This window comes from Paenibacillus sp. FSL P4-0184 (assembly GCF_038004625.1).
Taxonomy (GTDB): Bacteria; Bacillota; Bacilli; order Paenibacillales; family Paenibacillaceae; genus Paenibacillus_AQ.
This window is the reverse complement of the sequence record NZ_JBBORN010000001.1, coordinates 75,740-100,506: the sequence shown is the minus strand read 5'-3', so window position 1 is coordinate 100,506 and position 24,767 is coordinate 75,740. Positions and strand designations below refer to the sequence as shown.

General features: G+C 42.9%; 24 protein-coding genes. 22 read left to right on the top strand and 2 right to left on the bottom strand.

Annotated features, from left to right (window positions below; translation table 11 throughout):
- The first annotated feature begins 11 nt into the window (after positions 1 to 11).
- The 21 genes from MKY52_RS00465 (at position 12) to MKY52_RS00365 (ending at position 21,874) form a co-directional block, all read left to right on the top strand.
- Positions 12 to 359 carry a hypothetical protein gene (locus MKY52_RS00465; protein WP_341049237.1) on the top strand — a complete coding sequence of 116 codons (348 nt, stop codon included), beginning with the start codon at positions 12 to 14 and terminating at the stop codon, positions 357 to 359.
- A 21-nt stretch (positions 360 to 380) separates the two neighbouring features.
- Positions 381 to 1,430, top strand: coding sequence for an SAF domain-containing protein (locus MKY52_RS00460; RefSeq protein ID WP_341049236.1), 1,050 nt, complete (start codon positions 381 to 383; stop codon positions 1,428 to 1,430).
- A gap of 5 nt (positions 1,431 to 1,435) precedes the next feature.
- On the top strand, positions 1,436 to 2,005 hold the full coding sequence (locus MKY52_RS00455; protein ID WP_341049235.1) for a hypothetical protein: 570 nt from the start codon (positions 1,436 to 1,438) through the stop codon (positions 2,003 to 2,005).
- Between the two features lie 6 nt (positions 2,006 to 2,011).
- Positions 2,012 to 2,845 (top strand): hypothetical protein, encoded by an 834-nt coding sequence (locus MKY52_RS00450; RefSeq protein WP_339246480.1) that lies wholly within the window; start codon positions 2,012 to 2,014, stop codon positions 2,843 to 2,845.
- Positions 2,838 to 4,685 carry an ATPase, T2SS/T4P/T4SS family gene (locus tag MKY52_RS00445; RefSeq protein ID WP_341049234.1) on the top strand — a complete coding sequence of 616 codons (1,848 nt, stop codon included), beginning with the start codon at positions 2,838 to 2,840 and terminating at the stop codon, positions 4,683 to 4,685. The genes MKY52_RS00450 and MKY52_RS00445 overlap by 8 nt, the downstream gene beginning before the upstream one ends.
- A complete protein-coding gene (locus tag MKY52_RS00440) occupies positions 4,682 to 6,763 on the top strand; it encodes a hypothetical protein (protein ID WP_341049233.1) in 2,082 nt (693 codons plus the stop codon). Before MKY52_RS00445 ends, MKY52_RS00440 begins: the two co-directional genes overlap by 4 nt.
- Positions 6,764 to 6,776: 13 nt before the next feature.
- On the top strand, positions 6,777 to 7,283 hold the full coding sequence (locus MKY52_RS00435) for a hypothetical protein (protein ID WP_341049231.1): 507 nt from the start codon (positions 6,777 to 6,779) through the stop codon (positions 7,281 to 7,283).
- Between the two features lie 57 nt (positions 7,284 to 7,340).
- Positions 7,341 to 7,841, top strand: coding sequence for a hypothetical protein (locus tag MKY52_RS00430; RefSeq protein ID WP_341049229.1), 501 nt, complete (start codon positions 7,341 to 7,343; stop codon positions 7,839 to 7,841).
- Between the two features lie 18 nt (positions 7,842 to 7,859).
- Positions 7,860 to 8,393, top strand: coding sequence for a hypothetical protein (locus tag MKY52_RS00425; protein ID WP_341049227.1), 534 nt, complete (start codon positions 7,860 to 7,862; stop codon positions 8,391 to 8,393).
- The gene (locus MKY52_RS00420) at positions 8,390 to 8,752 is read left to right on the top strand and encodes a hypothetical protein (protein WP_341049226.1); all 363 of its coding nucleotides are present in this window, start codon (positions 8,390 to 8,392) and stop codon (positions 8,750 to 8,752) included. The genes MKY52_RS00425 and MKY52_RS00420 overlap by 4 nt, the downstream gene beginning before the upstream one ends.
- A gap of 14 nt (positions 8,753 to 8,766) precedes the next feature.
- A complete protein-coding gene (locus MKY52_RS00415) occupies positions 8,767 to 9,318 on the top strand; it encodes a hypothetical protein (protein WP_076287006.1) in 552 nt (183 codons plus the stop codon).
- Complete coding sequence (locus MKY52_RS00410; protein WP_341049225.1) at positions 9,305 to 10,285, top strand: hypothetical protein; 981 nt, start codon at positions 9,305 to 9,307, stop codon at positions 10,283 to 10,285. The genes MKY52_RS00415 and MKY52_RS00410 overlap by 14 nt, the downstream gene beginning before the upstream one ends.
- Before the next feature lie 43 nt (positions 10,286 to 10,328).
- Positions 10,329 to 11,225, top strand: a complete 897-nt coding sequence (locus MKY52_RS00405; protein ID WP_341049224.1) for a copper amine oxidase N-terminal domain-containing protein — start codon at positions 10,329 to 10,331, stop codon at positions 11,223 to 11,225.
- Between the two features lie 16 nt (positions 11,226 to 11,241).
- Complete coding sequence (locus MKY52_RS00400) at positions 11,242 to 14,550, top strand: DUF5704 domain-containing protein (protein ID WP_341049223.1); 3,309 nt, start codon at positions 11,242 to 11,244, stop codon at positions 14,548 to 14,550.
- A gap of 41 nt (positions 14,551 to 14,591) precedes the next feature.
- Entirely contained in the window at positions 14,592 to 14,975 is a 384-nt protein-coding gene (locus tag MKY52_RS00395; RefSeq protein ID WP_081393279.1) for a WXG100 family type VII secretion target, read from the top strand.
- Between the two features lie 109 nt (positions 14,976 to 15,084).
- The gene (locus MKY52_RS00390) at positions 15,085 to 17,340 is read left to right on the top strand and encodes a hypothetical protein (protein WP_341049222.1); all 2,256 of its coding nucleotides are present in this window, start codon (positions 15,085 to 15,087) and stop codon (positions 17,338 to 17,340) included.
- Positions 17,341 to 17,354: 14 nt separating this feature from the next.
- Positions 17,355 to 17,732, top strand: a complete 378-nt coding sequence (locus MKY52_RS00385) for a hypothetical protein (protein WP_076287102.1) — start codon at positions 17,355 to 17,357, stop codon at positions 17,730 to 17,732.
- A 47-nt stretch (positions 17,733 to 17,779) separates the two neighbouring features.
- Positions 17,780 to 19,963 (top strand): HNH endonuclease signature motif containing protein, encoded by a 2,184-nt coding sequence (locus MKY52_RS00380; protein ID WP_341049221.1) that lies wholly within the window; start codon positions 17,780 to 17,782, stop codon positions 19,961 to 19,963.
- A 25-nt stretch (positions 19,964 to 19,988) separates the two neighbouring features.
- The gene (locus tag MKY52_RS00375) at positions 19,989 to 20,462 is read left to right on the top strand and encodes an SMI1/KNR4 family protein (RefSeq protein ID WP_341049220.1); all 474 of its coding nucleotides are present in this window, start codon (positions 19,989 to 19,991) and stop codon (positions 20,460 to 20,462) included.
- 196 nt (positions 20,463 to 20,658) lie between these two features.
- The gene (locus MKY52_RS00370) at positions 20,659 to 21,111 is read left to right on the top strand and encodes an SMI1/KNR4 family protein (RefSeq protein WP_341053313.1); all 453 of its coding nucleotides are present in this window, start codon (positions 20,659 to 20,661) and stop codon (positions 21,109 to 21,111) included.
- Between the two features lie 424 nt (positions 21,112 to 21,535).
- Positions 21,536 to 21,874 (top strand): hypothetical protein, encoded by a 339-nt coding sequence (locus MKY52_RS00365; protein ID WP_341049218.1) that lies wholly within the window; start codon positions 21,536 to 21,538, stop codon positions 21,872 to 21,874.
- 16 nt (positions 21,875 to 21,890) lie between these two features.
- On the opposite strand, the gene MKY52_RS00360 is transcribed toward MKY52_RS00365, so the two are convergent.
- The gene (locus tag MKY52_RS00360) at positions 21,891 to 22,580 is read right to left on the bottom strand and encodes a Crp/Fnr family transcriptional regulator (protein ID WP_341049217.1); all 690 of its coding nucleotides are present in this window, start codon (positions 22,578 to 22,580) and stop codon (positions 21,891 to 21,893) included.
- 80 nt (positions 22,581 to 22,660) lie between these two features.
- On the opposite strand from MKY52_RS00360, the gene MKY52_RS00355 reads away from it, so the two are divergent.
- Positions 22,661 to 23,419: an HAD-IIB family hydrolase gene (locus MKY52_RS00355; RefSeq protein WP_076283421.1), complete on the top strand. Its 759-nt coding sequence runs from the start codon at positions 22,661 to 22,663 to the stop codon at positions 23,417 to 23,419.
- A gap of 117 nt (positions 23,420 to 23,536) precedes the next feature.
- Here the strand turns inward: MKY52_RS00355 and MKY52_RS00350 are convergent, their stop codons facing one another.
- A complete protein-coding gene (locus tag MKY52_RS00350) occupies positions 23,537 to 24,736 on the bottom strand; it encodes an MFS transporter (protein ID WP_341053312.1) in 1,200 nt (399 codons plus the stop codon).
- Between the last annotated feature and the right edge of the window lie 31 nt (positions 24,737 to 24,767).

The window sequence follows — 24,767 nt, the reverse complement described above, 5'->3', positions numbered from 1 at the left end:
GGAGGCTGGGTATGAATTCAGGTATGGTAAGGGGCATTGCTTTTGATTGCCATCGACTTCTCTCCCCTGCCCAGGAGTGCAGCGATAAGATGAGAGCAGCAATCACAGGAGTGTCAGGTTATTGGGTAGATTTGGGTGGGGAAGAGTTTAAGCAGCATTGTGAGGAATGGATTAAGAAAATGAACGAATTTAAATCTACCATCGCCCAAATTGAATCAAATATGATGAAATATGCAGATAAATTACAGGTGGAGGAAGAGAGAGCGGAGGCAGCCAGACTTAAGGAAGCTGAGAGACAAGCCTCCGAACGGGCAGCAGCGGCAGCCGCGGCCGCAAAATCGAAAGGGAAAATCAAATAGGGATGGAAATGAGGTCTTGAAGTGGCAATACGTAAGCGGAAAAAAATACTGAGATATACGATCCTATCAGGTTGTCTTGTTGCCGTTGCCACATCGGGGGTATGGTTTGCAACTTATCGCCATTATAACGCTAAGCTGATCGACGAGCGGGCAGTTTACGAAGAACAGCTGAATGATAAAGATGAAGTCTTGCAGCGCTATATGGATCAATCCCAGACAGCCTATGTTCTGATATCTCCAAAGCTAGCTGGAGAGGTGATTACCGCTGAGGATGTAATGGAAGAGAAGCTACCCAAATTCTCCTCACCGGATAATCTGATCAGTGAGTCTAAAGCGATTGTAGGCAAGTACTTGAAGATTGATGCATTGTCAGGCACAGCGGTAACTACTGAAATGGTACGTGATGAAGCGAGATTGGAGCCATCAGAACGAAAAGAAGAGACTGAATATATTAAACTGCCGCTTCGGTTAACGAAAAAAGATGTCGTAGATATTCGGATAGTTTTCCCAAATGGCGAGGATTACATAGTCGTAGGAAAGAAGACGCTGAAGGACGTAGATTTAGCGAATCAATATACATTTTTTAATGACAATGAAGAAGAAGCACAGCTCCTGCAAGCTGCCCTGGTGGATGCATACATAAATAACGCGGAGCTGTATATGAAACAGTACGTAGAACCGGAGCTTCAGCCTGAACCTGTAGTCAATTATGTCCCTAATCTGGATGTACTAGGAGTAATTAAGGATAATCCTTTCATTATAGATCAGGCCAAGTGGAGTCTTGCTGCCAATCTTCGGAAAGAACTGGAGAAACGACTCGAAGTTATGGAGGATGAAGATAGAATTCGTGTCGGAGCACAGGCACCAAGCGGCAGTGGTGTGATCCAGAGAAAGGCTGTGCAGGGAGCGGCAGCAGCAGAGGAGGCTGCGAAAGTTGATGACAGCCAATCCGTAAACGGAGTGATAGATCGGACCAATCAAGCGCCGATCGATTCAAGTGCAGACCAGAGTTCAACGGGTGTGACGAATAAAGAAGCAGCCACAGATGACAGTCTGCTGGAAGGAGAGTGACCGATTTGCACATTGTTGTCGCAGGGGATTGCGAGAAGCACGATTTCATACTGGCAGCGGCTATTCTGTTGAAAAGTTATTTCAACAACGATGTCATGATTATTTCGGATAACAGCAGGAATTATCAGTATTTTGAAGGTGAAGTGTCTGGTATAAAGATTGCTGATTCAACCGTAGCTGACAAACCGGATATCGTTCTGTATGACTGGCATCATGGGTATCCTGAGGGTCTTGAGGAGGAGATTATTGTCTTCGCAACCACCTATGAACGTCAGGCTATGGAGAACGTAGATATGTTGCTGGATCAGAAACGGATACCTACTGTACTGCTTGTCATAGAAGAAGAATGCGGACTTGGACTGAAGTATGTGGATAAATATTATCCAGTGATTACTTCGAAGATCAGTTACATCAGTAGTCCGGAGCGAAGAATTGATTGGGTCCATGATGGAAGGGTGGATCTTAAGGTAGATAAGGATTTTGCCGAAGCTGTAAATGACTTTTTGATTGAAATTTGTGATGTTCCAAAGCAAGACATCAAGAAGCTGTGGCAGTATGCAAGGAAACGGGGGTAGGTAATTATGCTTGTAGCTTTCTGGGGGCCTGCTCAAGGGCAGGGGAGAACAACATCGAATATGGCAGCTGTTGCGGCTACCATAGCGCTAGATCATCATATCCGCGTGTTAATGACACATACGCATTTGGAGCAAGGGGTGCTTGAGCATTTGTTCTCACAGACAAGAACAACGCTTCAGTCTGCACAGACCACCGGCGGAATGGATGCGATTGAGAGATTAGTGCAGTGTGGAATGCTTACACCTGAAGGCATAAGAGATCATGCGGAGTCCATTCTTAAGGATCGGTTGGAACTGCTTAGGGGATCTATGAGTACTGAGAAACATGAGACAAAGCTCTTGCTTCCGCATATCTACAAGGATTATCGCAGGTTTTATGATTTGTTATTTGTGGACCTTTCCTCTGAAGATGATCCGGATGTTGTGTCTCTGGTTATGGAGCAGGCAGATTTGATTGTGGTTAACCTAAATCAGAATCAGGTAAGTCTGGATACCTATTTTTTGAACAAGAACAAAGCTCCTGTTCCGAGCCATAAGCCAGTCCTCTATTGTATTGGGGCTTATGAGCGCAGCTCCAGGTTCAATAAAGAGAGAATTATTAAGCTGTATGAATTGAAGAAAAAAGCAGTAGGTGTTATCCCACATCATATTGGTTATATGGATGCTCAAAATGAACGGCGTTTTGTTCAGTTTCTATTGAAGGCAAGAGAGGCTAAATCCCGTTTTCTGGAGTTTAGTGAGGACGGAAACTTCACTGAGGCGGTACGACATATGGGACAGCTTATTCTCCGGATGCTGGAGATTTCTCCAGTATCGGAATTGGATGTTGCGAATGATTAATCTGATTCTGATCTTTGTAGTCCTGATAGCTATTGGAGTGTTCCTCTACTTATGGCTGGGCAGACGTAAGGATGCTGCTCCACCTTCCGTCCAACTGAAATATGATATGAATGAAATCGTGCTGTTTCTGAGAAGGGCTTTTGAGGAGATTATAGCTGCGTCTCTTTATGAGGGAAGCCCAAGTGAGGAAGAATACAACCGTCGGAAGGCGCGGCGAAGGGAATTGCAGAAAGCGCTCCGAAGTTGCATGCACGGCGATCTATCCGCTAAGAAATACGTGAAGCTTTATATGAAGGATCTATTGGTTCAGACCTACGGTCTGGATGAAGGAAATGTAGATAAGATTATCAGCTTCGGCCATACGAATCGATTGACTTCACAGGATTGCTTCGATATCTTGCTTTATGTTTTCAAAAAAGATCATGGTCAGAATGCATTTAATGTAATAGTAAGCAAATATAGCCTAGATACACTGCAAAAACTGCCTGATGGATCTAAAGGGTATAAGATCACCGAAGAGCAGATTCGCCATATCTATCAGTCCGAGCAGCCGAGATTGTCCATTCAGGACAAGATTGAAATTATTGTTCAGAGAGCTTATCAAATTTATAAGGGGCTCGGCGTTATTGATGAGCTTCGAGATCAGAATATCGACGGAGTCAATGGAGGAACAAGTGGCATGCCTCCTGATGTCGTGCAGACTACAGATTTTCTGGAATATACGAAGCAGCAGCATTTCATACCACAATCCTATGATGCGGTGTGGACGTTCTACCGCGGAAAGTCGCTTCACCTGGAATTCTTAAGTTTTGGTTCTGAGAAGGAGCTTAAGCGGGTTTGCCAAAATATCTATGGGTTTGGTAACCCTGGGCAATTAAATGAATCCAAGGGTTATATCATCAACGATATGGCTGATGGCAGCCGGGTCGTGGTTGTGCGGCCCAAAATGGCTGAGAGCTGGGCTTTTTTTGTCCGCAAATTTAACGATTCGCTCGTGGAATTGGATCAGCAGATCCAAGATCAAGGGGCACAGCTTGCGATTGATATGCTTGTTTTTCTCATCCTGGGCCATCAGGTCACTGCTATCACTGGCAGACAGGGCTCGGGGAAAACAACGCTGCTTAAGGCACTGATCAAATATATTGATGCGAAGAATATCCGGATTCAGGAGACTTCCTTCGAGATCTGGGCGAGAAAAATGTATCCGGGTAAAAATATTTTATCCTTCAGAGAAACCCCCTCCGTTAGTGGGCAGGATGGGCTGGATGTGCAGAAAAAAACGGATGGCGCTGTGAATATCGTCGGTGAGGCGGCTACTCATAGTGTGGTTAGTTATGTGATTCAGGCAGCCCAGGTAGCTTCTGAATATACATTGTTTACACACCACGGCAAAACACTGCCCAATTTGGTCAGTGCTTTGCGCAACAGTCTTATCGCATCGGGAGCCTTCAGTAATGAGAAAATTGCTGAGGTTCAGGTTGTTGAGGCACTTGGCTTCAACGTCCACCTGGTACTGCGTGCTGGGAAAAGATATATCGAACGGATTACAGAGATTATCCCGGCTGATCCCCAGTTTGAATATCCTCAGAACTACAAGGATCCTGAGAATATTACGGACAAGCTGGATGCTTTTATGGATACCGTGACCGAATATTTTGGCCGGATGACAGATCGGCGTTCCTATGATTATAAGGATGTCATTGTGTGGGAAGCCGGAGAATACGTGGTCAAACATCCGATCAGCAGCAGTAAAGTCGAAGAAATGCGCAAAAATATGGATGAAGAGGATGCATTAGATTTTACTGCATTTCTTGAGAAGTATTGGGGGCAATCCGCATGAATCTGCAAAACGTATTATTGATTATTTTGGGAATCTCGGGAGTGCTACTGGTTGTCCTGCTTGTGCTGCTTAATATAGTGCAGCGCAAATTGAAGGGAACACAATATCAGGAGCAAAGGCGACTAAAGGCTCTGCTGCCAACGAGAACTAAGGAAAAAAGATGGTTGGAACAGGCCCATAAAACTTATCCGGTACTTGATGAACTGCCATTAGTGAAGAAACTTCTTCACCGGATGCGCTCGCGTCTGACCTTGGTTCATGCAGGCAATGAAATCATGATCAGAAGTCGCGCGGCTGCGCTGACGCTAATGATTGTTGCTTGTATTCTGATCATTTCGTTGAGTTCATTCCTCTGGACTTCATCCTGGGTAAGCCGTGCGACTATTATGCTAGTCTCAGTATATCTTGGAGGTGTCCTCAGCGATCTCTTCATTGGGCGTTTAGTGAAGCAGATGTTATACGACCAATCGTCCATGATTCTGGATATTCGTCATGAATATCATCAGACACATATGGTGCAAGTCAGCTTGGAGAATTCTGCGGAACGCTCGAAACCAATGGTAGCCGTGCATGCCCGGCAGATTGCTGGAATTCTGGCAGCGGTGGACCCGGAAGATGAACTGCAGAAATATTATGAGATTGCACCTAACCGTTATATGAAGCAACTAGCTGGAGTGAGTTACAAAATAGGTGAATATGGTGATGCGGATATCCATAAAGGGGAGCGTTCGATTTATCTATCGATGCTTGGCAATATCAGAGAAGAGATTCATATGGATATTAACCGCCGTGAGCGAATCGATCGTTTGTTATACGGTATTGTTTTTGTAGCTATTTCACCGGTATTCATGTTAGATCCGATCCGCAATTGGGCGGAAGGAATGTTTCCTATTGTATCCAATTACTACAATTCGGCTTGGGGATTATATTCTTTAATCTTACTATATATCACGTTTATTATATCGTTTATTGCCTTGCGGATTCTCAAGGGTGTGGATGAAGATACACAATCTATCAAAGATGAGGGTAAGTGGTTAAAACGGATTCTGAAGAGAAAATGGATCTTTAAATTGGTGGATCGAATCACGCCGTCAGAACATGAGCCTCTTCATTTCAAGGTAGCCGGCAAATTGAAGGATGCTAACTCTGGGTTGTCGCAACATGCCTTCTTTCTGCAGAAAACATTAGCGGCACTCGTTATCTTTATGCTGATCATATCGCTTCAATTCTCGATCCATGCCAATATCAAGCATAACATCCTGTATCCCAATAAGCAGATCATCACAGGCGGCAATCAGACAGAATCTCAGAAGATGCTGAGCGAGGAACGGTACGCTTTTGAGCAGACTTTAATTGGAGAACTGGTAGCGAAGGATATTACACCGGATCAGATGTTGCCCTACATTCAGGAGAAAGCGGAGAATAAGTCTTTCCTTCAGAACAATCTGAACCAGAATGCCTATGCTGCACAGTTAATGAACAGGGTAGAGCAATATCATGAGGAGTATTACAAATGGTATGAGCTTTTACTGGCTTTTGGGCTGGCGTTGGCAGGGTTTTATCTTCCGGATGCCTACTTAATCATTCGTACTCAGCTGCGAAAGTGGGAAATGCAGAATGAGGTGGACGGCTTCAATACGCTTTCCATGATGCTGTCTCAATTTCCGAATATCAGTGTGTACGAAATGATAGAGTGGCTGCATCGTTACAGCTATATTTTTGAGCGGCAGTTGTTGCGCTGCATGCTGGATTATGAGGCTGGAGGCTGGAGTGCCATTGAGAATCTGAAGGAGGACGCACGTTTCGTTCCCCTCGAACGGCTCGCAGACCGCTTGCAGGTTGCAGCCGATCTGATCCCGGTGAAGAAGGCGTTTGATGATATGGATGCGGAGAGGGCATTCGCGATGGATCAGCGTAAGGAGCATTATGAGAAGGTTATCAGCAGGAAAAGTACACTGGGTAAAATGTTCGGGTTCTTGCCGATGCAGGCAACGTTCACCTTATATTTACTGCTTCCCTTCGTCTATATGGCCTTCCAGCAGCTGGGTGACCTGACTGTTGTAACTGGCAAAATGTGAAGGAGATACAGGCATGGAGAATATAGCAAGCTTTTTGAAAACAACGATATCGATTCTGATCACGCTGGCCATTATATCATCCGGTCTGTTCTTGTGGGGGAAGACACAGCCTGTTGTCGAATTGGCGAATAGCCAGGCGGCGGCACAGGCCAGGGAGCTTTCGGAGCAGCAATATTCCGCATTTGACAATCAGATTGTCAGCGGCTCCCAGATTCTCACAGCTTATCGGAGGTACGAGTCGCAGCAGGGATTTTGCCTATACGTAGAGAGACCTTACGTCAATGGTCAAGGTGAGTCTGAGAGACAAATTAGCTTGAATCCAAGTGAAAAAGATTATTGCCGTGCGTTCGATTATTCCAGTGGGAGTTTCAAAGAGGGACCTGATACTAGAGGTGTAGATATAGAAGAACTCTCGGAGGCTTCAGGAAGATATTATATTAGTCCGCAAGCCAGATTTAAGGCGAAGCTGATCAAAGATAAAAATGAGCGGATTGCAGCTATTTATTTCGTAGCGGAGTAGATGCGTAAAGAGCAATAAAATAAAAACTAGCTTCAAATAAGGTGAGGAGGAAACTTCATGGAGAATATCTCGACCGGACTTAAATGGGTTATTGGCATTATTGTTACCATTCTGATTATTGCTGCAGGTGTAAGTATTTATCTGGTTATCAACAACTACTTCATCCGCGCACAGGAACAGACTTTGGCCCAGACCCAGATGATTAATCAAGCAGAATTCAACAGCTATGATAACAAGGATGTATCCGGCCAGGATGTGATTAATGCAGCCATGCGTTATAAGGGGCGTCCGCAGTTCGCGATTAAGATTTATACAGGAGAAAATGCTACTGAAGGATTCTATGCGGAGAATACATATGGAGCTAAGTATGAGGTTCCAACTTCTGGGACTGTAAATCTAACCAGTCAGGGAAAAGGAGATGAAGGTGTAAGTATTTCCGATATGATGGATATAGAAAAAGATAAATATAACATTAATACTCTGGGACGCTTTACGGCTAAAATTTACAGGGATAGTAACGAAGAGGTCAGGCTAATTGTATTTACACAGCCAAAATAAGGGGTAAGGAGAGCAAATATGGAGAATATTTCGACAGGACTTAAATGGGTTATCGGAATTATAGTGACTATTTTGATTATTGCCGCAGGTGTAAGTATTTATCTGGTCATTAATAATTATTTCATCCGCGCTCAGGAGCAGACCTTGGCCCAGACCCAAATGATTAATCAGGCGGAGTTCAATAGCTATGACAATAAGAATGTCTCTGGCCAGGATGTTATTAATGCAGCAATGAGATATAAGGGACGTCCGCAATTTTCCATTCTGATAAAGACTGGAGTAAATACGAAAGGGTTTTATGCAGAGAATACTTATGAAACTTATTATGGCATTCCAACAGTAAGTGACACTAATCCTGAAGGTGGTTTTGTTAAGGATACGTCAGTGGAATCACATAGTGTGTCTCAGATGCTGGATCAAAGCGAAACAGGTGTTGAAAATGCTGAAAATTGCAATGTAAATACGCAGTCTCTTTTTAAAGCCAAAGTATTTAGGGATAAGAATGGTGAGGTTCGATTAATAGAATTTAATCAGGATGAAGCCACTAAATGAAAACTAGCACTCAATTTCTACTAACCCTCTTTGCCTGGATTTTATTCGCCGTAGGCGGATTTACGTTTTTGCGGCTGGAGATGCAGAGTGCTGTTCCAAAAAGGCACTATGAGCTGCCGACAGTTGCAGCGGCACCTTACAAAGGGACAGGTGATTTGAACAAAATTAGCGGTGAGCAGGTCATCGGTATGATCCCTCCAGCACTGGAGGGGGAATATATTTTATATATCGATGGCATTGCAATTAATGGGGAAACGGACCTTACAGCAGTGGATTTACGTGGAGTGCCTGATGCTGCTTATCAGTTAAGAGTCACGCGAACCGATGAGATGATTACGGAAATCTCCGCCACCCGCTAGAAAGGAGGAGCCGCATGGCAGACGCGCTGAAAGGTGTAATTATTATTATTTTGCTGGCATTTGTGTTCGGAGTCTATCCGGCATTCCGTCAATCCGAAGTTGTAGAGAGGAATACTAAGCTCGCGGCCAATGCGGCTGTGGTGGAATTCGTGGATACCGTTCGTGCTAAAGGGTACGTGGATACTTCCGATTATGAGCTGTTTCTTCATTCGTTGGATGCTTCATATGGTGTTTTCAAAGTGCAAATGGAGTATTACAAAAAGAATTTACAGCCTTTATATACGAATCCTGATGATTATTCTACATTCCAGAACAGCTTTAGTGTCCGATATGACGGATATTTCAGCAAGGATATTTTGGAAATCTTATATCCGCGTTCAGGACCTTTACTGGCTACAGATGATCCAGGTAGAAGGTTTACTATGCATGTAGGCGATCTGTTCAATGTCCGACTGGAATCTGAAGGGACGACACTTGCCTCACGGATGCGATCGCTCTTGTTTCATAGTGAAATGATTCCGGTCAATTTGAAGTATGGGGGGATGGTACGAAGTGAAGCCCCTTAGTGTTGTGCTTATTTTTCTAATTCTGGTCATTCCTCTTGTTCTTATGGGCGACACTCGAGAAGATCTTCAGGTCTTTAATCAGGACATGTATAAACGCTATTCGGATGATTTTCAAGCCGCAGTGGATGATGCTGGTGATTATCTGTCACGACTGGAACAGCAGCCTACTATCACAGCAGTGCACTATGGGCGGGAACGCCAGTTGCAACTGGATCAGGATGTGCTAAGTGTTTTTTACAGTAATTTAGCTTTGAAATTTGGGCTGGAGAACAACCAGACTGAAATGAACAATTTAAAAATGCATATACCCGCACTGGTGATGTTTGGGTATAGCGGCTATACGTTGGTTACTCTGGACGACACGGCTAGTGATAGCGGGAAGGATGAACTTAAGCCTGTGAGTTGGCCTGAACGTCCCTATTACTACAAGCTTCAGAACGGCAATTTGCTTTATTTCACTTTGGATGACAATGCGCGGGTGTATGATACTAGCTCTAATGAATTCTATGAGGGGGAGTATACAGCCCTGGCGGCTGAGACCAATCTTAATCCTCTGACCTCTATAGAACTATTTCACGAAATACGTCAGAGTACGATCACATCACTCGTTGAAAAAGACTTGGCAACAGCCATTAACAGACATTTGGAGCTGGTGAAACGAATGGGCTTGTCGATTCAGTTCACCCTTCCCCGCGGCTTGCAGGAGCAATCCATACAGGATGTAGGGATCATGGCTTTTATTCAAGGTTATCCACTTCCTGGGGGAGAACTGCTGGATGCATATTCCTTAGGTAGTGGGGCAGTAATGCGACGAAAGGTTCTGGTAGGTACCCGAAATTCAGCTGGGCGACATATTGCTTACGGAGAAAGCTGTGTACCCTCGGGGGTTACTGTTATAGAAAGCCTGTTCGATCCAGAGGAGGCCGCGCGAAAAGGGTATTTTATTGAGGATTGTGCGGTTAGGTGATAGAGAGAATATATAAGTGAATTTTGAGAAAAGAGGGCTTGCTTTGAAGAAAAAAATTATCTTTTTATTCTTGTTTGGCATGATGAGTTTGATTGCATCGAGTGCTGCTTCAGCGGCAGAGTTAATAGGCGGGCCGGATCTGGCAGTTCTGGTGAACGGTAGAAAAGTGAAGTTTAGCGATGCAAAACCCTATATGGATAATGGGCGGGTTATGGTTCCTATTCGAAATGTGGCAGAAAAACTGGGTGCGAAAGTTACATGGAATGCCACGACCCGTACGGCAGGATTTACACTGGCTGACCGTTCTGTGGATATCCAAGTTGGAGCGGACAAGGTTTATGTTAATGGGGCAGCAAAAACTATAGACGCCAAGGCAGTTGAGAAAAACGGGAGTGTCTATGTGCCGCTCCGTTTTGTTTCCCTTGGCCTCGGTGTGGCTTTGGAGTGGGATCAAATAGGGAATTGGGCATGGATAGGTGAGAAAGTAATTCCGACTATGGAAGAGGCGGGGATTAAGCCTGTCCCTATTGCCCCATATAAGAAACTATTTCAGGGAGGAGAACCGTTTTTAATGAAAAATGAATATGAACAGTTGTACTCTACTATAAGTATACTGACGATCGATCAACTCCCCATTCGGGCGGGAAGATTAATATACTATGATATTTGGCCTGTCACAAACGGGAAACAGGAATATATGAGGGCGAGGACCTCTCAGGAAATGATGGGCATCTATTATCTGAGTTCGCAGTTTGAAGCTAAATATAGAGGCTCAATGAGGTACTATATGAAAAACAACTCGGACGGAACCAAGATATTAACGTACAGAGTGCCTTTTGTTGATGATGAATTTATGATAAAGCTGAATCAAATTGAATATATTGGAATCGAAATGTTTGATAAGGAGTCAGCTTCAATAATGTTAAACCCATTTAAGTAAGGGGTGGAAATTGAATGTGAGAAGGCTATTGATTGTTTTATTTTCATTTCTTCTTTTATTTGAAGGCTCTTTATTTGTATCCAATCAACATGCAGCAGCTGGGACACTTCCTACTACAGTGGATACAAATAATCCTAATATATATTATTTTGTAGCTCTGTTTTCTTATGATATTTGGAGAAGATCAGATGGAGTAACCTGGACTTCAGATGGTTATCCCGGTCAGCTTAACAAGAGTATACCGAAATTTGATTATTCCTTTGATTTTCCTGGCCGAAAGATAAAAAGTGTTAAAGTTGCAAGATTTGTTAGTCCCTCCAACTGGAGTAATGGTGAAGAGATATGGAATCATTCCAGGTACTATCAGAAGACTTGGGGATATATTAGCAAATATACCAGCCGAAATTTCATTCCTACTCAATATCCTATTACTGGTTTAGGTACTAGCTCAGTTTCATTTGATGTCAGTTTAGTTGGGGATCTTAATACTTCTTCTAATAATGATGTAGGAGAAGATGTAACTTCAGAGGGGGGACCCGTTGATCCGGGAGTTATCAGTTACCGATATTATTTTCCAAGTATGTTGACGATTGAGTTGGAGCCGGAAGGTGGTAAGGCCATAATTAAACATTACACAACTACGGGACAATCGTTGAACGGAATAAGTGGCTTTACAGACAGAGAGGAAGTATTAATAAAAAACAGTGCTTACTCGTTTACTCATACCTCTGGAAATACTACTTATGAGTATCAGGGGTTCAAAAAAAGTACAGTCGCTGCCCCTAGCGGAGGTACTATTGAAGCGGGTGATCCGTATGGATTCACATATGATGGAAGCTACCCAGTATATTATTTGTCCTTCTATTACAAAGTGAAAGATCCACCTGATCCGGGGGAAGGTTCAGGCGAGTGTACCTATACTATTGAACCGCCTAACAAGATCGCTGCTCCGCAAACGTCATTTATGGAACCCAATGCGAACGGAGTAATTCTTGGTGACGACGCGGCAAATGGACGTCATTTTGATGTGTCATTGGGAATCCCTACATCAGAGAATCTATATGCCAATGCCTGGGCAAAGGACTATTTATTTGAACATACCTTCGCCAATATGGCAGGAGTGATTCGTTATTCTTGCAGTGTAAAGGTTACCTATCCGACGAAGTGGGAGGAAGATCGGCCGAATCTTCCGGGACCGAATGGAACATCGATTCCCCAATCGCCACTTCCTAGAACAGGGAAATTTGATAAAACCTATACCTTTGACTTGACTCCAAAAGAGTACGCGTACTGGCAGGTAGATCAGTTGGCCGTTTATCAAATAGATCAGGCACGTATGGAGAACTATGCGCTGCCTGGAGGAGAAGTCACTCTATATCCTAATAATTATGACTCACCGGCGGTCGAGCTTATCAATAGTATAGAAGTGGAAGACCATGTTGTTCCCCAAGATACGGGAGGGATAAAATTTACGCCAGAGGTGGTAGATGGTGGAGATCGCGAGCCGGGTCCAGGCGATGTTGATGATACAGACAAGCTCATAGCTCTTGCTGAAATACAAACCCAAGATCCTGAGGTGCAGAATGACCGTCTTGTATTTAACGGTGAAACGATTATGGATGATACCGTCTCAATCAAGACTGGACTAACTCCGGGGAGGATTCCTGATCCGCAAATCATAGGAGACGAGGTGCTTTACGAGGGCCAGTTGATGATCAATAGCGGTTTACTCAATCGACAGAATACAACCAGCACAGGTACCATTTATTATACGATGCTGTCGGAGAACGTAGAGGGAAACGGAGATCAGGAATTTTTGATCTCTCCGATAAACTCCGTCACCGTGCACACACCGGTCGTCAATTACTCGCTTCTTCCAGACGATAACCGCCCATACGATCAACGTATGACACCGGATATGACTAGGGCAGTGCTGATCTTGGATCGGCCGTTCACCATACATTTTACGGAGAGTGGGCAGCATCTCAATATCCCTGGGTACGGCAATCGGGATTATGCCAAATACACGAAAAACAAGCGGATTCAATTTCCGTTTGGTGTGTTTCAAGGGAGCCAGTATTACCCGGAGAATACTTGGATCTACATCCCTGTTGGAACACCGTCCATGATCTTTACTATGCCAACCTGGGTCGATGAAGGAAACTATACGATTCAGACACAGTCTTGGGCGATTAACGCTCCATCAGATAGTTCGGATCTTTGCGAGGTCAACTTGAACGGTAATTGGATGAATTATTGCGCATCGGAGAGCTTCAATGTGGGTGTGGTCGGTCGTCTGTTCGATTTTCGGATCTGGGACATTGGGGATTTCCGGTTTGAGAAGGTGTTTCGAACTGGCGCTGGGACATTTGAACATAGCAGCGCGATGTATTATACGGGCGGAAATGATGAGAATGGCATACCAACCGCTTTAAGTGGACAGCCACAGTGGCAGCTGCCGATCCGCAAGGGTTCTCATCCTAGGGAGCAAAGGACGGTACCACATAACGGCTATTCCTTCCTGTTTGACTTCCGGACCATCGGGAACCTGTGGCAGCCGGGCGAGGGTATCCGGATCGAACCAAGCTTCTATTTTATTCCGAAAACTGGAGGGACAGCGAGACCCGTCGATCTGTACTATGATATTTCCGGCTCGAAGAATAAGATGATTGGCGTCGGCTCCCCAAAGGACAAGCTGAGCTACACCCGGACCTACCGCTTGGCGGATGGCTTGCGGAATATTTCAAGTGGTGAATTATCGACAGCAGCTAGCTATGAATACAACTATATAATGACTCAAGCGGAGCGAGATAAGACGCCTTGGTTTAAGTTCTACAAACAGTATCTAAAGCGAAAAACCAAAATCGCTTACGGTTACGACATGGAAGTCCTGCCCTTTGAATCGCGAACATTAGTCGGCCCGACCGACATCCCGAATGTAGTTAATCCAATCACAGCCGTCCGCAGCGTACAGCATTGGTACGGGGAGTATAACTTGCCGATTGCACCATATATCCTGCCAAAGGGAACAAACATCGTCACTCTGGCGAATCAATATGGAGGTGCATTAGATGGGCATGAGAAGGAGTTCATCACTGGTGGTTATATTCTGGTGAATTTCCAAATCTATACGACTAAAAATGGAGATGCAGACACTCGTATTTTAGGCTACAAGGCACCGATTGCTAACATGTGGGCGATTGAAGGTCAGATGAATGGGAGCACAGATGAAATGGGGCAGACGTTCTCTTTTTCCTCTGGGGATATCATTCTGTTCGAGTCAGATTATTCTGTGCGAAACGATTATCAGGGACAGGGTAGATAGGACTTGAAATAATAACTAATAAGGAAACTGGAGTTATAATAATGAACTTAAAAGATCTTATAGGTTTGAAAAAGCATTTTTTAAGTTCATTTTTATATAAAAACAATCACTTAAAGGAGAGATTAATGATGGCAACAAGTAAAGTTACATTGAGTTATGATGGATTGGCTGGACAGGCAAAAATTATTAAAAATTACGGTACGGAAGTAGACGCATTGATTAAAAAAGTTATGACTACAATGAAAAATCTTAATAGTGTTTGGGAGGATGAGGCGGCAAGAGATTTTACAGACAAGGTGGAAAAATTGAAACCGACATTTGATAAGTTTGCAGAATCACTTCAGGATCTTGGAGATCATATGAATACTGTATCTACAAAGTATAAAGAGCTTTCAAATGCAGTTAAGAATTCGCAAAAATTCTAGTATAGTTTTTAAGTAAAACAAACTTCATGAGCTCCACTACATAAGAATGCAATTAGCTATGCAGAGTGCTGCATAGCTAATTTTATTAGAAGCAAGCAGGGGGAAGCACATGGCGTTAACGAAGCTTACATTTAACGTAGATGAAGTCGAGCGCCTGCAGACGAAAATAAAACAGGTAAGCCAGGACACCAACCGGCTGTATCTCCAATTGAAAGGTAAAGCTAGTAACTGGAGTGGCATACCACTGGGGTCAAACCAGATGAAGGCTCAAGTGCTCGTCAACGAATTAATGGTGGAGGCTGAAAAGCTTGAAGATATTATTCGTCTTGCAGTAAAGGGTATTCAAGGTGTTCAGGATGAGAATAAGCGCCAGACGAAACAGCTCATACAGCAGTTTGGCACTCTTGGCGGTATGTTCGGAAGGCTTGGGGGAGGCGGTGTAATTGGGCAGTTTTCGATCCCAACTTATGCCCAGAAGGTGGTCACGAATCTGATCACCTCGGTTGCTGCTCTGATGGGACGGGATAAGTTGAATAGAGATCCTATGGTGCAGAAGCTCCAAGCAACTGTTACGAATTCTGGACTGGGAACGATCGACTCCATAGCCGCGCAAAGCAAGCTGAAGGACATCTACCTGGCGCGGGATCAGATCGCAAAGGCGCAGACAGCCTATGAGGTATATCAGGCGTTTAAAAATAAAACTCAAATGGACGCAATGCATAAGCTAGCGGAAGACGCACGCAAAAAGCTGGAATCCTTGGGTGTGGATGCCGTCCAATACCAGGCGGGGAAAGATCTGGGTGCGTATTTCAAACAGCCCGCGGTGAAGGCGTGTGATTATGATCCGTCGATCACGACCAGCAGTGTACCGCTAATGGAGAAGGAAGAATATGCATTTCTGCTACGAATGGCGGTGGTGGAAGGACCGAAGGGAGAATGGGCCAAGCAACAATTGGAGCTGATGAAGCCGCAGGCTACGATAGGACCCGTTGATCCGTATAACGCGGTGTCGGAAGCAGACATTTTAAACCGGGACGACCCCAAGGTGATAGAACGGCTGAAAGGGACGTATTGGTTCAAGCTTTCGGTCGAGGAGCAGGACCGGAGGTTTGCAGAGGTCAAGGCATATTACGAAAAGCAGGGAAAGGAAGCGGCAGACAAAAACCGTCTGCTGGGAAGTGGTGTAGGCAATCAGACGCTGGCCAATATTCTCGTAGGCGGAAGCAATATGGTAGTCCATGCAATCGATACGGCGTCGTTTGGAATGGCCGGGACGGTTACGGACTGGATCATGGGGCCGGAACCGGAAGGTTATGTCGATCCGCTGGATAATCAGTATGGGAAGAAGACCGGGCAGTTTTTAGGAACAGTGGTCAGTATAGGCCTCCCTGTAAAGTATTTAAATGCAATAAAAACTGGGGGAGCGGTAGGTAAGTTTTCACCAACCTTATTGAGGTCAATGGTAGCGGGAGCGGTTAGCGGAACCGTGGGCGAAGCGTTTGACGCATTCAATGATTACAGGGGGGATGGAAAGCAAAACTTAGGAGAGCGCATAACGGCAGTCGGAATCAATACGGTCATTGCAGGTGCGGGAGATGCATTGATTACGGTAGGCAGCAAATTGGCTGCCAGTGCGGTAAGATTTGTGAGCGGGAAGCTGCCGACGAAAGCAACTCAGATAGAGAATGGAGTTAAAGGGGCAGTATCAGACGCGGGGGGATTTAACAAAGGGAATTTAAAGGACATTTCTGGTTTTACCAATGAAATTAATTCACTTTTGTCTAAACATAATATTTCTCTTGGAGAGTTTAATGACCTCCGTCTTAAAGATGTTAGTTTGTTATCCAATAGTGAAAAAATTATGATGAAGTCCATACGAGAGAGTATACCCATGCCTGATAACACGACTATAATGCAAAAGGTTATACCTAATGAAGACATTTCAAAATATCTTGAAGGAACATATAGCCAAGTAGGAGGTTATATTACCAAGGCATCAGATGTAACTCAGTTAGAAGATTATATGAACATTTATAAGAGCCTACGATTAGATTACACTGACACAAAATTTAAAGCTGCAACGGATGAAGTCTTAGGGGTCATAAGATTTAAAACACCAGAGTCTTCAAATATAAAAATTCCATATAGCAATGAAATGGGAGGGATTGTTTCCGAGCCACAACCGTTTACTGGAAATGGCTTTACTAAAGCGACAAATGGACAGTCGATTCCAGAGTATAAGTGTGATGGATATTTGTCCCTTTTTGATGGGGCGGAATTATACACAGTAAGTAAAAAAGGTTCAGAAGTCTTATTAGCCACTTACGATGTGATCTTAGGGCAGTTTATAAAAGTTAATCCTTAGGAGGCAGAGATTTTATGAAGGAAAATATATACGCTATATACAATGGAACTGAGTATGAAGCAGGAGTCGTTAATGACCAAGAAGTAGTTTTGCGTTCGGATGACCCGGCAGTTCTAAATCGAGGATTTGTTTTGTACAAAGGAATAAAGTACATCAAAAAAGTTAAGAGAACTGAGTTGACAGATATATATAAGAAATATTATCAAGCAACATATCAGAATTACCAGTTTGTCGTCACTGAGGATTCAGGTGATAAATTGTTAATTATTGCAACCAACATGGATTATAAAATTTGCGAACAACTGGGCATGAAAATGGTAGATAGAGGTGTGTACCAAAAGTGGATTCAAAAAACTGAAGTGGAGTTAAGCATCTCCCGGAAACCGTTATAGATGTCCTTGAGGCATTATAAGCATGTTTCAGTTAAGGGAGGGAATACATGGCATCGACGAAGCTGATATTCAATGCAGATGAAGTTCAGCGTCTGCAGACGAAAATAAGACAGGTAAGCCAGGACACCAATCGGTTGTATCTCCAGTTGAAAGGTCAAGCTAGTAACTGGAGTGGTATCCCATTAGGATCAAACCAGGTGCAGGCGCAGATAATCATCAACGAACTGACGGTAGAAGCGGAAAAACTGGAAGACATCATTCGAGGCGCAATAAAAGGTGTTCAAGGCGCACAGGATGAGAACAAGAGGCAGGCAAATCAACTTCTTCAACAGCTCAGTGTTCTTGGCGGCATGTTCGAAAGGTTTGGGGGCGGAAGTGCAATAGGGAAGTCTTCTATCCCGACGACGGCTCAGAAAGCAGTCACGAATCTGATCACCTCGGTTGCTACTCTGATGGGTTGGGATGAGTTGAAGAGGGATCCTATGGTGCAGAAGCTCCAAGCAACTGTTAAAAATTCAGGACTGGGAACGATCGACTCCATAGCCGCGCAAAACAAGCTGAAGGATATCTACCTGGCGCGGGATCAGATCGCGAAGGCGCAAACCGCCTATAAGGTATATCAAGCGTTTGGAAATCAGACTCAAATGGACGCAATGCATAAGCTAGCGGAAGACGCACGCAAGAAGCTGGAATCCTTGGGTATAGACGAGGTCCAGTACCAGGCGGGTAAGGATCTAAGCACTTATTTTAAGAAACCAGTGGTTAAGGCATGTGATTATGATCCGTCTATCACTAGTAGAAGCGTACCACTAGTTCAGAATGAAGCGTATCAGTTGCTACTACGGACGGCAATGGAAAAAGGGGAGAAGGGAGCCTGGGCAAAAGGCCAACTGGAAGGCATTCAAACCACCATGGAACAGATGATTGCTACTGGAGTAAGTCTGGGTGTACACGTGATGACAAACCAAGGTGGAAAGGCTTGGGGAGATGTTATAAAATTGACTTCATCAGTCGCCCAACTGGATTCCTATAATCTGTTTAGAAAGAATAAAACGGAGGATCAAGCAAAACCCGAGGATTCTAAAAATGCCTTTTATAAATCGATAGACAGTTTTAAAGAGATTGGAACGGGTTTTTTAGGTACATTAAGAACTCGTGCGGATAAGGCCACAGACTCCCCCTATGACTTTTTCAACTGGTTAACATTAGGGATAACAGGAGATATCCCAGTCGGGATATATGAAGCAGCCAAAGATCGATCAGAGCATATGTTTGATTCAAAGGAGAAGTTTGCGGATTGGTTAACACTGGGAACAGTGGAGATGGCGAAAGGAGCATTTAATCCAGACGAAGCATGGTCAGCGGATCATTGGCTCAACAGTCTGGGAATGGTAACTTTGTTGTATGGTCCGGTAGAAAAATCTTTGCTTCCTACAGGAAGTGGAGGTCTAAAGCCTCCAAAAGGGATAGATTCTGTAAAAAGTTTTGAGGTACAAAAACCGTTGCCGGCATTCAGCACAAATGAAGGTTTTCAATTCAAGATAAATAATCTAGATATAGATACCCCGGCACTTCCACAGACTCCGATGCAAATCAATTTTAAGAATGAAATGGACCGGATATTAAGAGAGAAGATGGAGGGGAAGAGTGACAGTAATCATTCAATAAAGGATGTAGAATTGAAGGCGGTTGAGGGGACGGGTAAAGGTAAGGGTGGTAGTAGAGCACCACACCTAAACAACATTGATGAATTTTTATCGGGGAGTAAAACTTTTGATGAAGTTGTTAATGACTATGCTAAGCATTATGTTGAGGTAATAGACACTAAAGGGTGGTCTTGGGAAAAAAGTATTTCTGGAGGAGATAGTTTAACTGGTGGGCAAAAAAAGTTGATAAAAAGTAAAGCCGAGGAATTAAATCTCATACCTAAAATAGAAGTGAGAAAAGTAGATGGTATGCGTTATGGGTTTGCTGATTTTGAGGGTGCAGGCGTGGTAGTGCATAGTGATGAGCTCCCAAAAGATTTGTGGAAAAAAGGTGATACAGAACAGTTTGACCGGTTAAATGATAATCTTCCAGAAGACATAAGAAAACTGGTTGAGAACGGATCGTATACATGGCACCACACTGAAGTCCCTGGGAAAATGCAATTGGTTCCTTATGGAATTCATAACATTACAACTCACAATGGTGGAAGGTCTACTGGAATGTGGGCAGATGCCGCAAGATAAATAAGAGGGAGGAAATTAATTTATTATGAAAATAAAAAGAGAGACTATAGTTTATCCTTTACCGTCTGATCAACTGTTATCGAAAGAAGAAGGTTTTTGGAGAGTAGAATTGCCATTAGAATATAAAGAATTTATAAAAATAAATAATGGAGGCGCTCCAGAAATTCGTTCGTTTATTTGTAATGATCATAGCTATGCAATTACTAGATTTTTATGCATTCTTGAGAATCCAACAGAAAATGAATTTGGAATATTTGATATTGATGCTACTAAATCTCAGCTTGATGAGAGACTAATTGATGATGAGGATTTGGTAGGAGTTGCATTATTACCAGTTGCTGTTTTATTTGCTGGTGATTTTCTATGCTTAGATTTTCGTGAATCTAGAAATAATCCTAAAGTTTGTGTGTGGGATCATGCAAATTCTGGTGAATTTGACCCAGTGAGCTATCATGTTGCAAATAGTTTTGAAGAATTCCTAACAATGCTAACTGAATAAAAAACATTAAGGGCTAACTAGTACCGAATACACCCATCATCCAACCAATTACACACTTAACTTATGTATTGCCCGAATAAAGATTTAGTCATTTCGTTTGTATGTACAGTAATGATTGAAAAGTTAACGCTAAAGCGTTACATAAAACAGGTCGATTATGGTTTAATACCACCACGATTGACCTGTTTTTTGTGAACTGGAGGAGATTAAATTGGAGATACAAGGAAACAATGAAGTTTTAACGGAATCTAGACTTCAAGACTTCGAAAGAATAATCAGAGTTAAACTTCCTCAACAATATCGAGAATTCTTATTAAAATACAATGGGGGTTATCCTAGACCATATTACTTTACTATTTCTAAAGTCCAAGGCAATGGTATGGTAAATATTTTCTATGGTATTGGTGAAATGTATGACAATTTAGACAAGAAAATTGATATATTTGACGATATAATGGATATAGGATTTATTCCAATTGCAGATGATCCAGGTGGGAATCAAATTTGTTTAGGTCTTACTGAAAAGCATTTTGGAAATGTTTATTTTTGGATTCATGATGAAGACCCAGAAGATATGAATAATATGTACTTCCTTACTAAGGATTTTGAGGAATTTTTAGAGAAACTATACGATGAGACGGAAAAATAGTTAGATTATTATTCTTCGATGCATTGTAATAAAAGTGATTTTTTTTTTGTGGCTACCCAGTGCCAATTGAACTCATTATTTAACCAATATCTCACTTAACTCATGTAATACCGTTACAAGATTTCTTGATTTCTTTTATACGCACAGTAATGCTTGAAAGGTATAACCTAATTAACGCTAGAGCCTTACATAGAACAGGTCGATTATGGTCAGATACCACCATGACTGACCTGTTTTTTTATATTCATTTTCCGGTGTTGTAGCTTGCGGTGTCCATCCAATATCCCTCCACTAGTAAAGATTTCAAAAGGAGTAAAGCACCCCCAAAAGGACTTTACTCCTTTTTAACATCTAGTCTAAGCTATGTTATTATTACCTTATATTTTCCTATAAATAACAAAATATAGAGTTGGGAGGTTTATGAATGAGAAGTAAGCGTAACTTGATAATGCTGTTATTGTTTGCTTTGACGATTATACTTTCAGCTTGTAATGATAAAAAAGCTGCGACATTGTCCATGGATGAAGTACGGGATCTAGCTCAGCAAGGCGAGGCGTTGTCGTGGAAGGATTTTGAAGGTTATCCCTTTGAAGACGTCGGTTCAGGTTTGTACATCCGCAAATATGAAATTAATGATGACTACCATGTATTAGTTGGTGGCGGAAGTGTTGATACAGCTCCTCTGTATATAAATCTTGTCAAAAGAAACGGAGAAAAGATCGATATCCGTTATGATGACATCGATCATTTTATCCTCAATTAAATGATGGGCTTTTAGGTTATTCAAATCTTATTCCGTTAGATAATTCATCCAAACGCTCCCAGTCGAGTACTACAATTTCTTGCTTAACTTTATATAAAATTTCCATGTCGGTGAGCCGCTGAATGACACGGTTTAAATGGCGGGGAGTAGTCCCAATTAACGAAGCTATATCTGGGATATAGGGTGTCTGAATTTCTTTTCCAAACTCCCGTTGGAGCTGTATCGTTAATAAATAACTTGCAAGTCGTTCCTCGACAGCGCCTAGTAAGTTCGTTCGTGATGCGGATGTGCAGGTTAGAAGCTTGTAAGAAAGATGTTTCAGCAATAAGTCTTTAAAGCTATGGTTATCCATTAGGTCAGACTCAACCTTTTGTTTCGGGATAAATAAGAGGGTGGTTTGCTGTACGGCTTCCACTTGTGATTGGACTACAACCTCTTGCACGAACTCAATATCTCCGAATAAAGACAAGGGTGAGCAGAAACGTAATAATAAGGATTTTCCCGTTCCTACACTAGAAGAAACCTTAGTACGCCCCTCCACTAGAAAATAAATTCCGTCCAGCTCATCGCCCTCATGCAAAATAATTTCATTCTGCTCATAGACACGTAACTGAATTAAAGCATGTTTTGATGTCGTGAATACTTGATTTAGAATAAATTGGGTAATGTAATGTGCTATAAGATTTGGATCCTGAATAGTTTTCATTGCGTACTCCTTTTTGGACATCGGTCCTTTCTATTATATACGAACTCGTTATTATAGAGAAAAAGGGGAGGATATAGACGATGAAATTTATTTTTGATTTAGATGGAACCATATGTTTTAGCGGCAAACCTTTGAGTGAACGAATCGTACAAGCCTTGGATACTTTAATTGAAAAAGGTCATGAGGTTATTTTTGCGTCAGCCCGGCCTATTCGTGATTTGTTGCCTGTGTTGCCTGCACATATGCATCATTTTTCTATGGTTGGCGGGAATGGTGCGTTTATTGCAAAAGGTGGAGAGGTTATTTCGACGATACATTTTGACGCGCAAACTTCGGACATCCTCTTGAAATTAATAGAAGAGTTTAATGCAGCTTATTTGATTGACAGTCACTGGGATTATTCATATTCGAGTTCTGATGATCATCCCATTCGGAGAAATGTAGATCCAGAACAACGCGCCAAAAATGTAAGTCCATCTGAGCTGGATGAGCTTGTGAAAGTAGTTATTTTGAGAAGCCTAAACGGGGAACAGTTATTAGATCAGCTACATAAACTACCTGTTGTGATTTATAGACATGGTCAAGAGGACATTATAGATATTAGCCCTAAAGGCATAAATAAATGGACAGGATTACAACAATTAGGCGTAGAAATGCAGCAATTTATCGCTTTTGGTAACGATGCTAACGACATAGAAATGTTTAGACATTCCGCTCATTCGGTTTGTGTTGGAGAACACACAGAGCTTGGTGAATTGGCAACGGAAAAGGTGAGCAACGAAGAGGAGCAAATTGTTAGAAAAATACTGGAGCTGATGAGTGGGCTGCGGGTCGCTTAGTCCATCAACTGATGATCTTAGCTCGCCGTACGGTGCAGCACATACAGGGAAGCTATAGTTGAAATCCAAAAAACCTGCCGATTAAATCGACAGGTTTGTTAAGTAATATAGATGAGGTTAGATAAGTTCTTGGCGGCGATGTAAATAACGATATAGAATACAACCGGATATTGCGCATATCGCTGCACATAATCCGATAAAACCATAACCGGCTTGAAGTCCGCGTAATAAGCCTATTTGCGTCTCTGCACCGTAAAGCCGCTTCACGCCTTCGATCACAGCACCTATAGCATAGTTGCCAATTACGCTACCTACTCCCATTAACGTGACTGTAAATGTGATGGCGGTGTCGCTACCATGTGGATATCTTTTGGCGATAAAAGCCATAACCGTGGGATAAATCATCGCAATCCCGATTCCTGCAGCGGCAAATAGAAATGCGAGCTTTTCTCCACCCAAAATTGCGGCAAACGTACACAGGGCAGAGAAGGCTGAAAAGATGATAAGCGATAGGTTAAATCCAATCTTATCAGTAACGGGTCCGAGTAGGAGTCTTGCTAACGAGAAGCAGAGAAAGAAGGTAGACAGCATCCCAGATGCAGTAACCGTATCCCACAGGTATGCTTTTTCAAGGAAATTTACGAGCCATCCGCCTACAGCAAGCTCCGACACTACTCCGAAGGAAAGGATAAGAACCATTAGCCATAAAGCAGGATCACGGACAAGCCTTTTTAAGGGAATACGGTCCTCATGTGGAAGATCGTCACCCGGAAACGTACTCCGTAAGGCAAATACAATAGGCAGTAAAGATAAGCTAAGCATTATTAGATACATTCCGCGCCAATCCAGAGTATGACCGAATATACTTACTGTCATCAGCCCTGTTGCCATTAGGGGAGCTAACGTGGAACTAAATCCGTAAAAGAAATGGGATAAGTTCATCATGGTCCCGGTATTTTTAATGAAGATACGTGCTCCCAGAATGGCAAGTCCAATCTCCAGCATTCCGTTTCCGATATACATCAGGAAGTATGAAGCCGAGAAGAGGGGATAGCTATGTGAGATGTAAATTAGAACGCCAGAGAATATCATGGATGCGAAAGCAATAATACTGACAGCCTTGATCCCCCACTTACGAACCAATACAGCTGTAAAGGAACAGGCGATCAAATAACCTAGTGCGTTTAGGGATAAAAGGGTACCTAGCTGCTTTTCGTCCAGACTGAAGTCAAACTGAATTCTTGGAATGGCTGGCCCTTTAATATTTTCTGATATCCCAAACACAATAAACCCCAAAAAGATCGTTGCCAATTGCATGGCATAAACCTTATTAAATCCGCCAAAACGC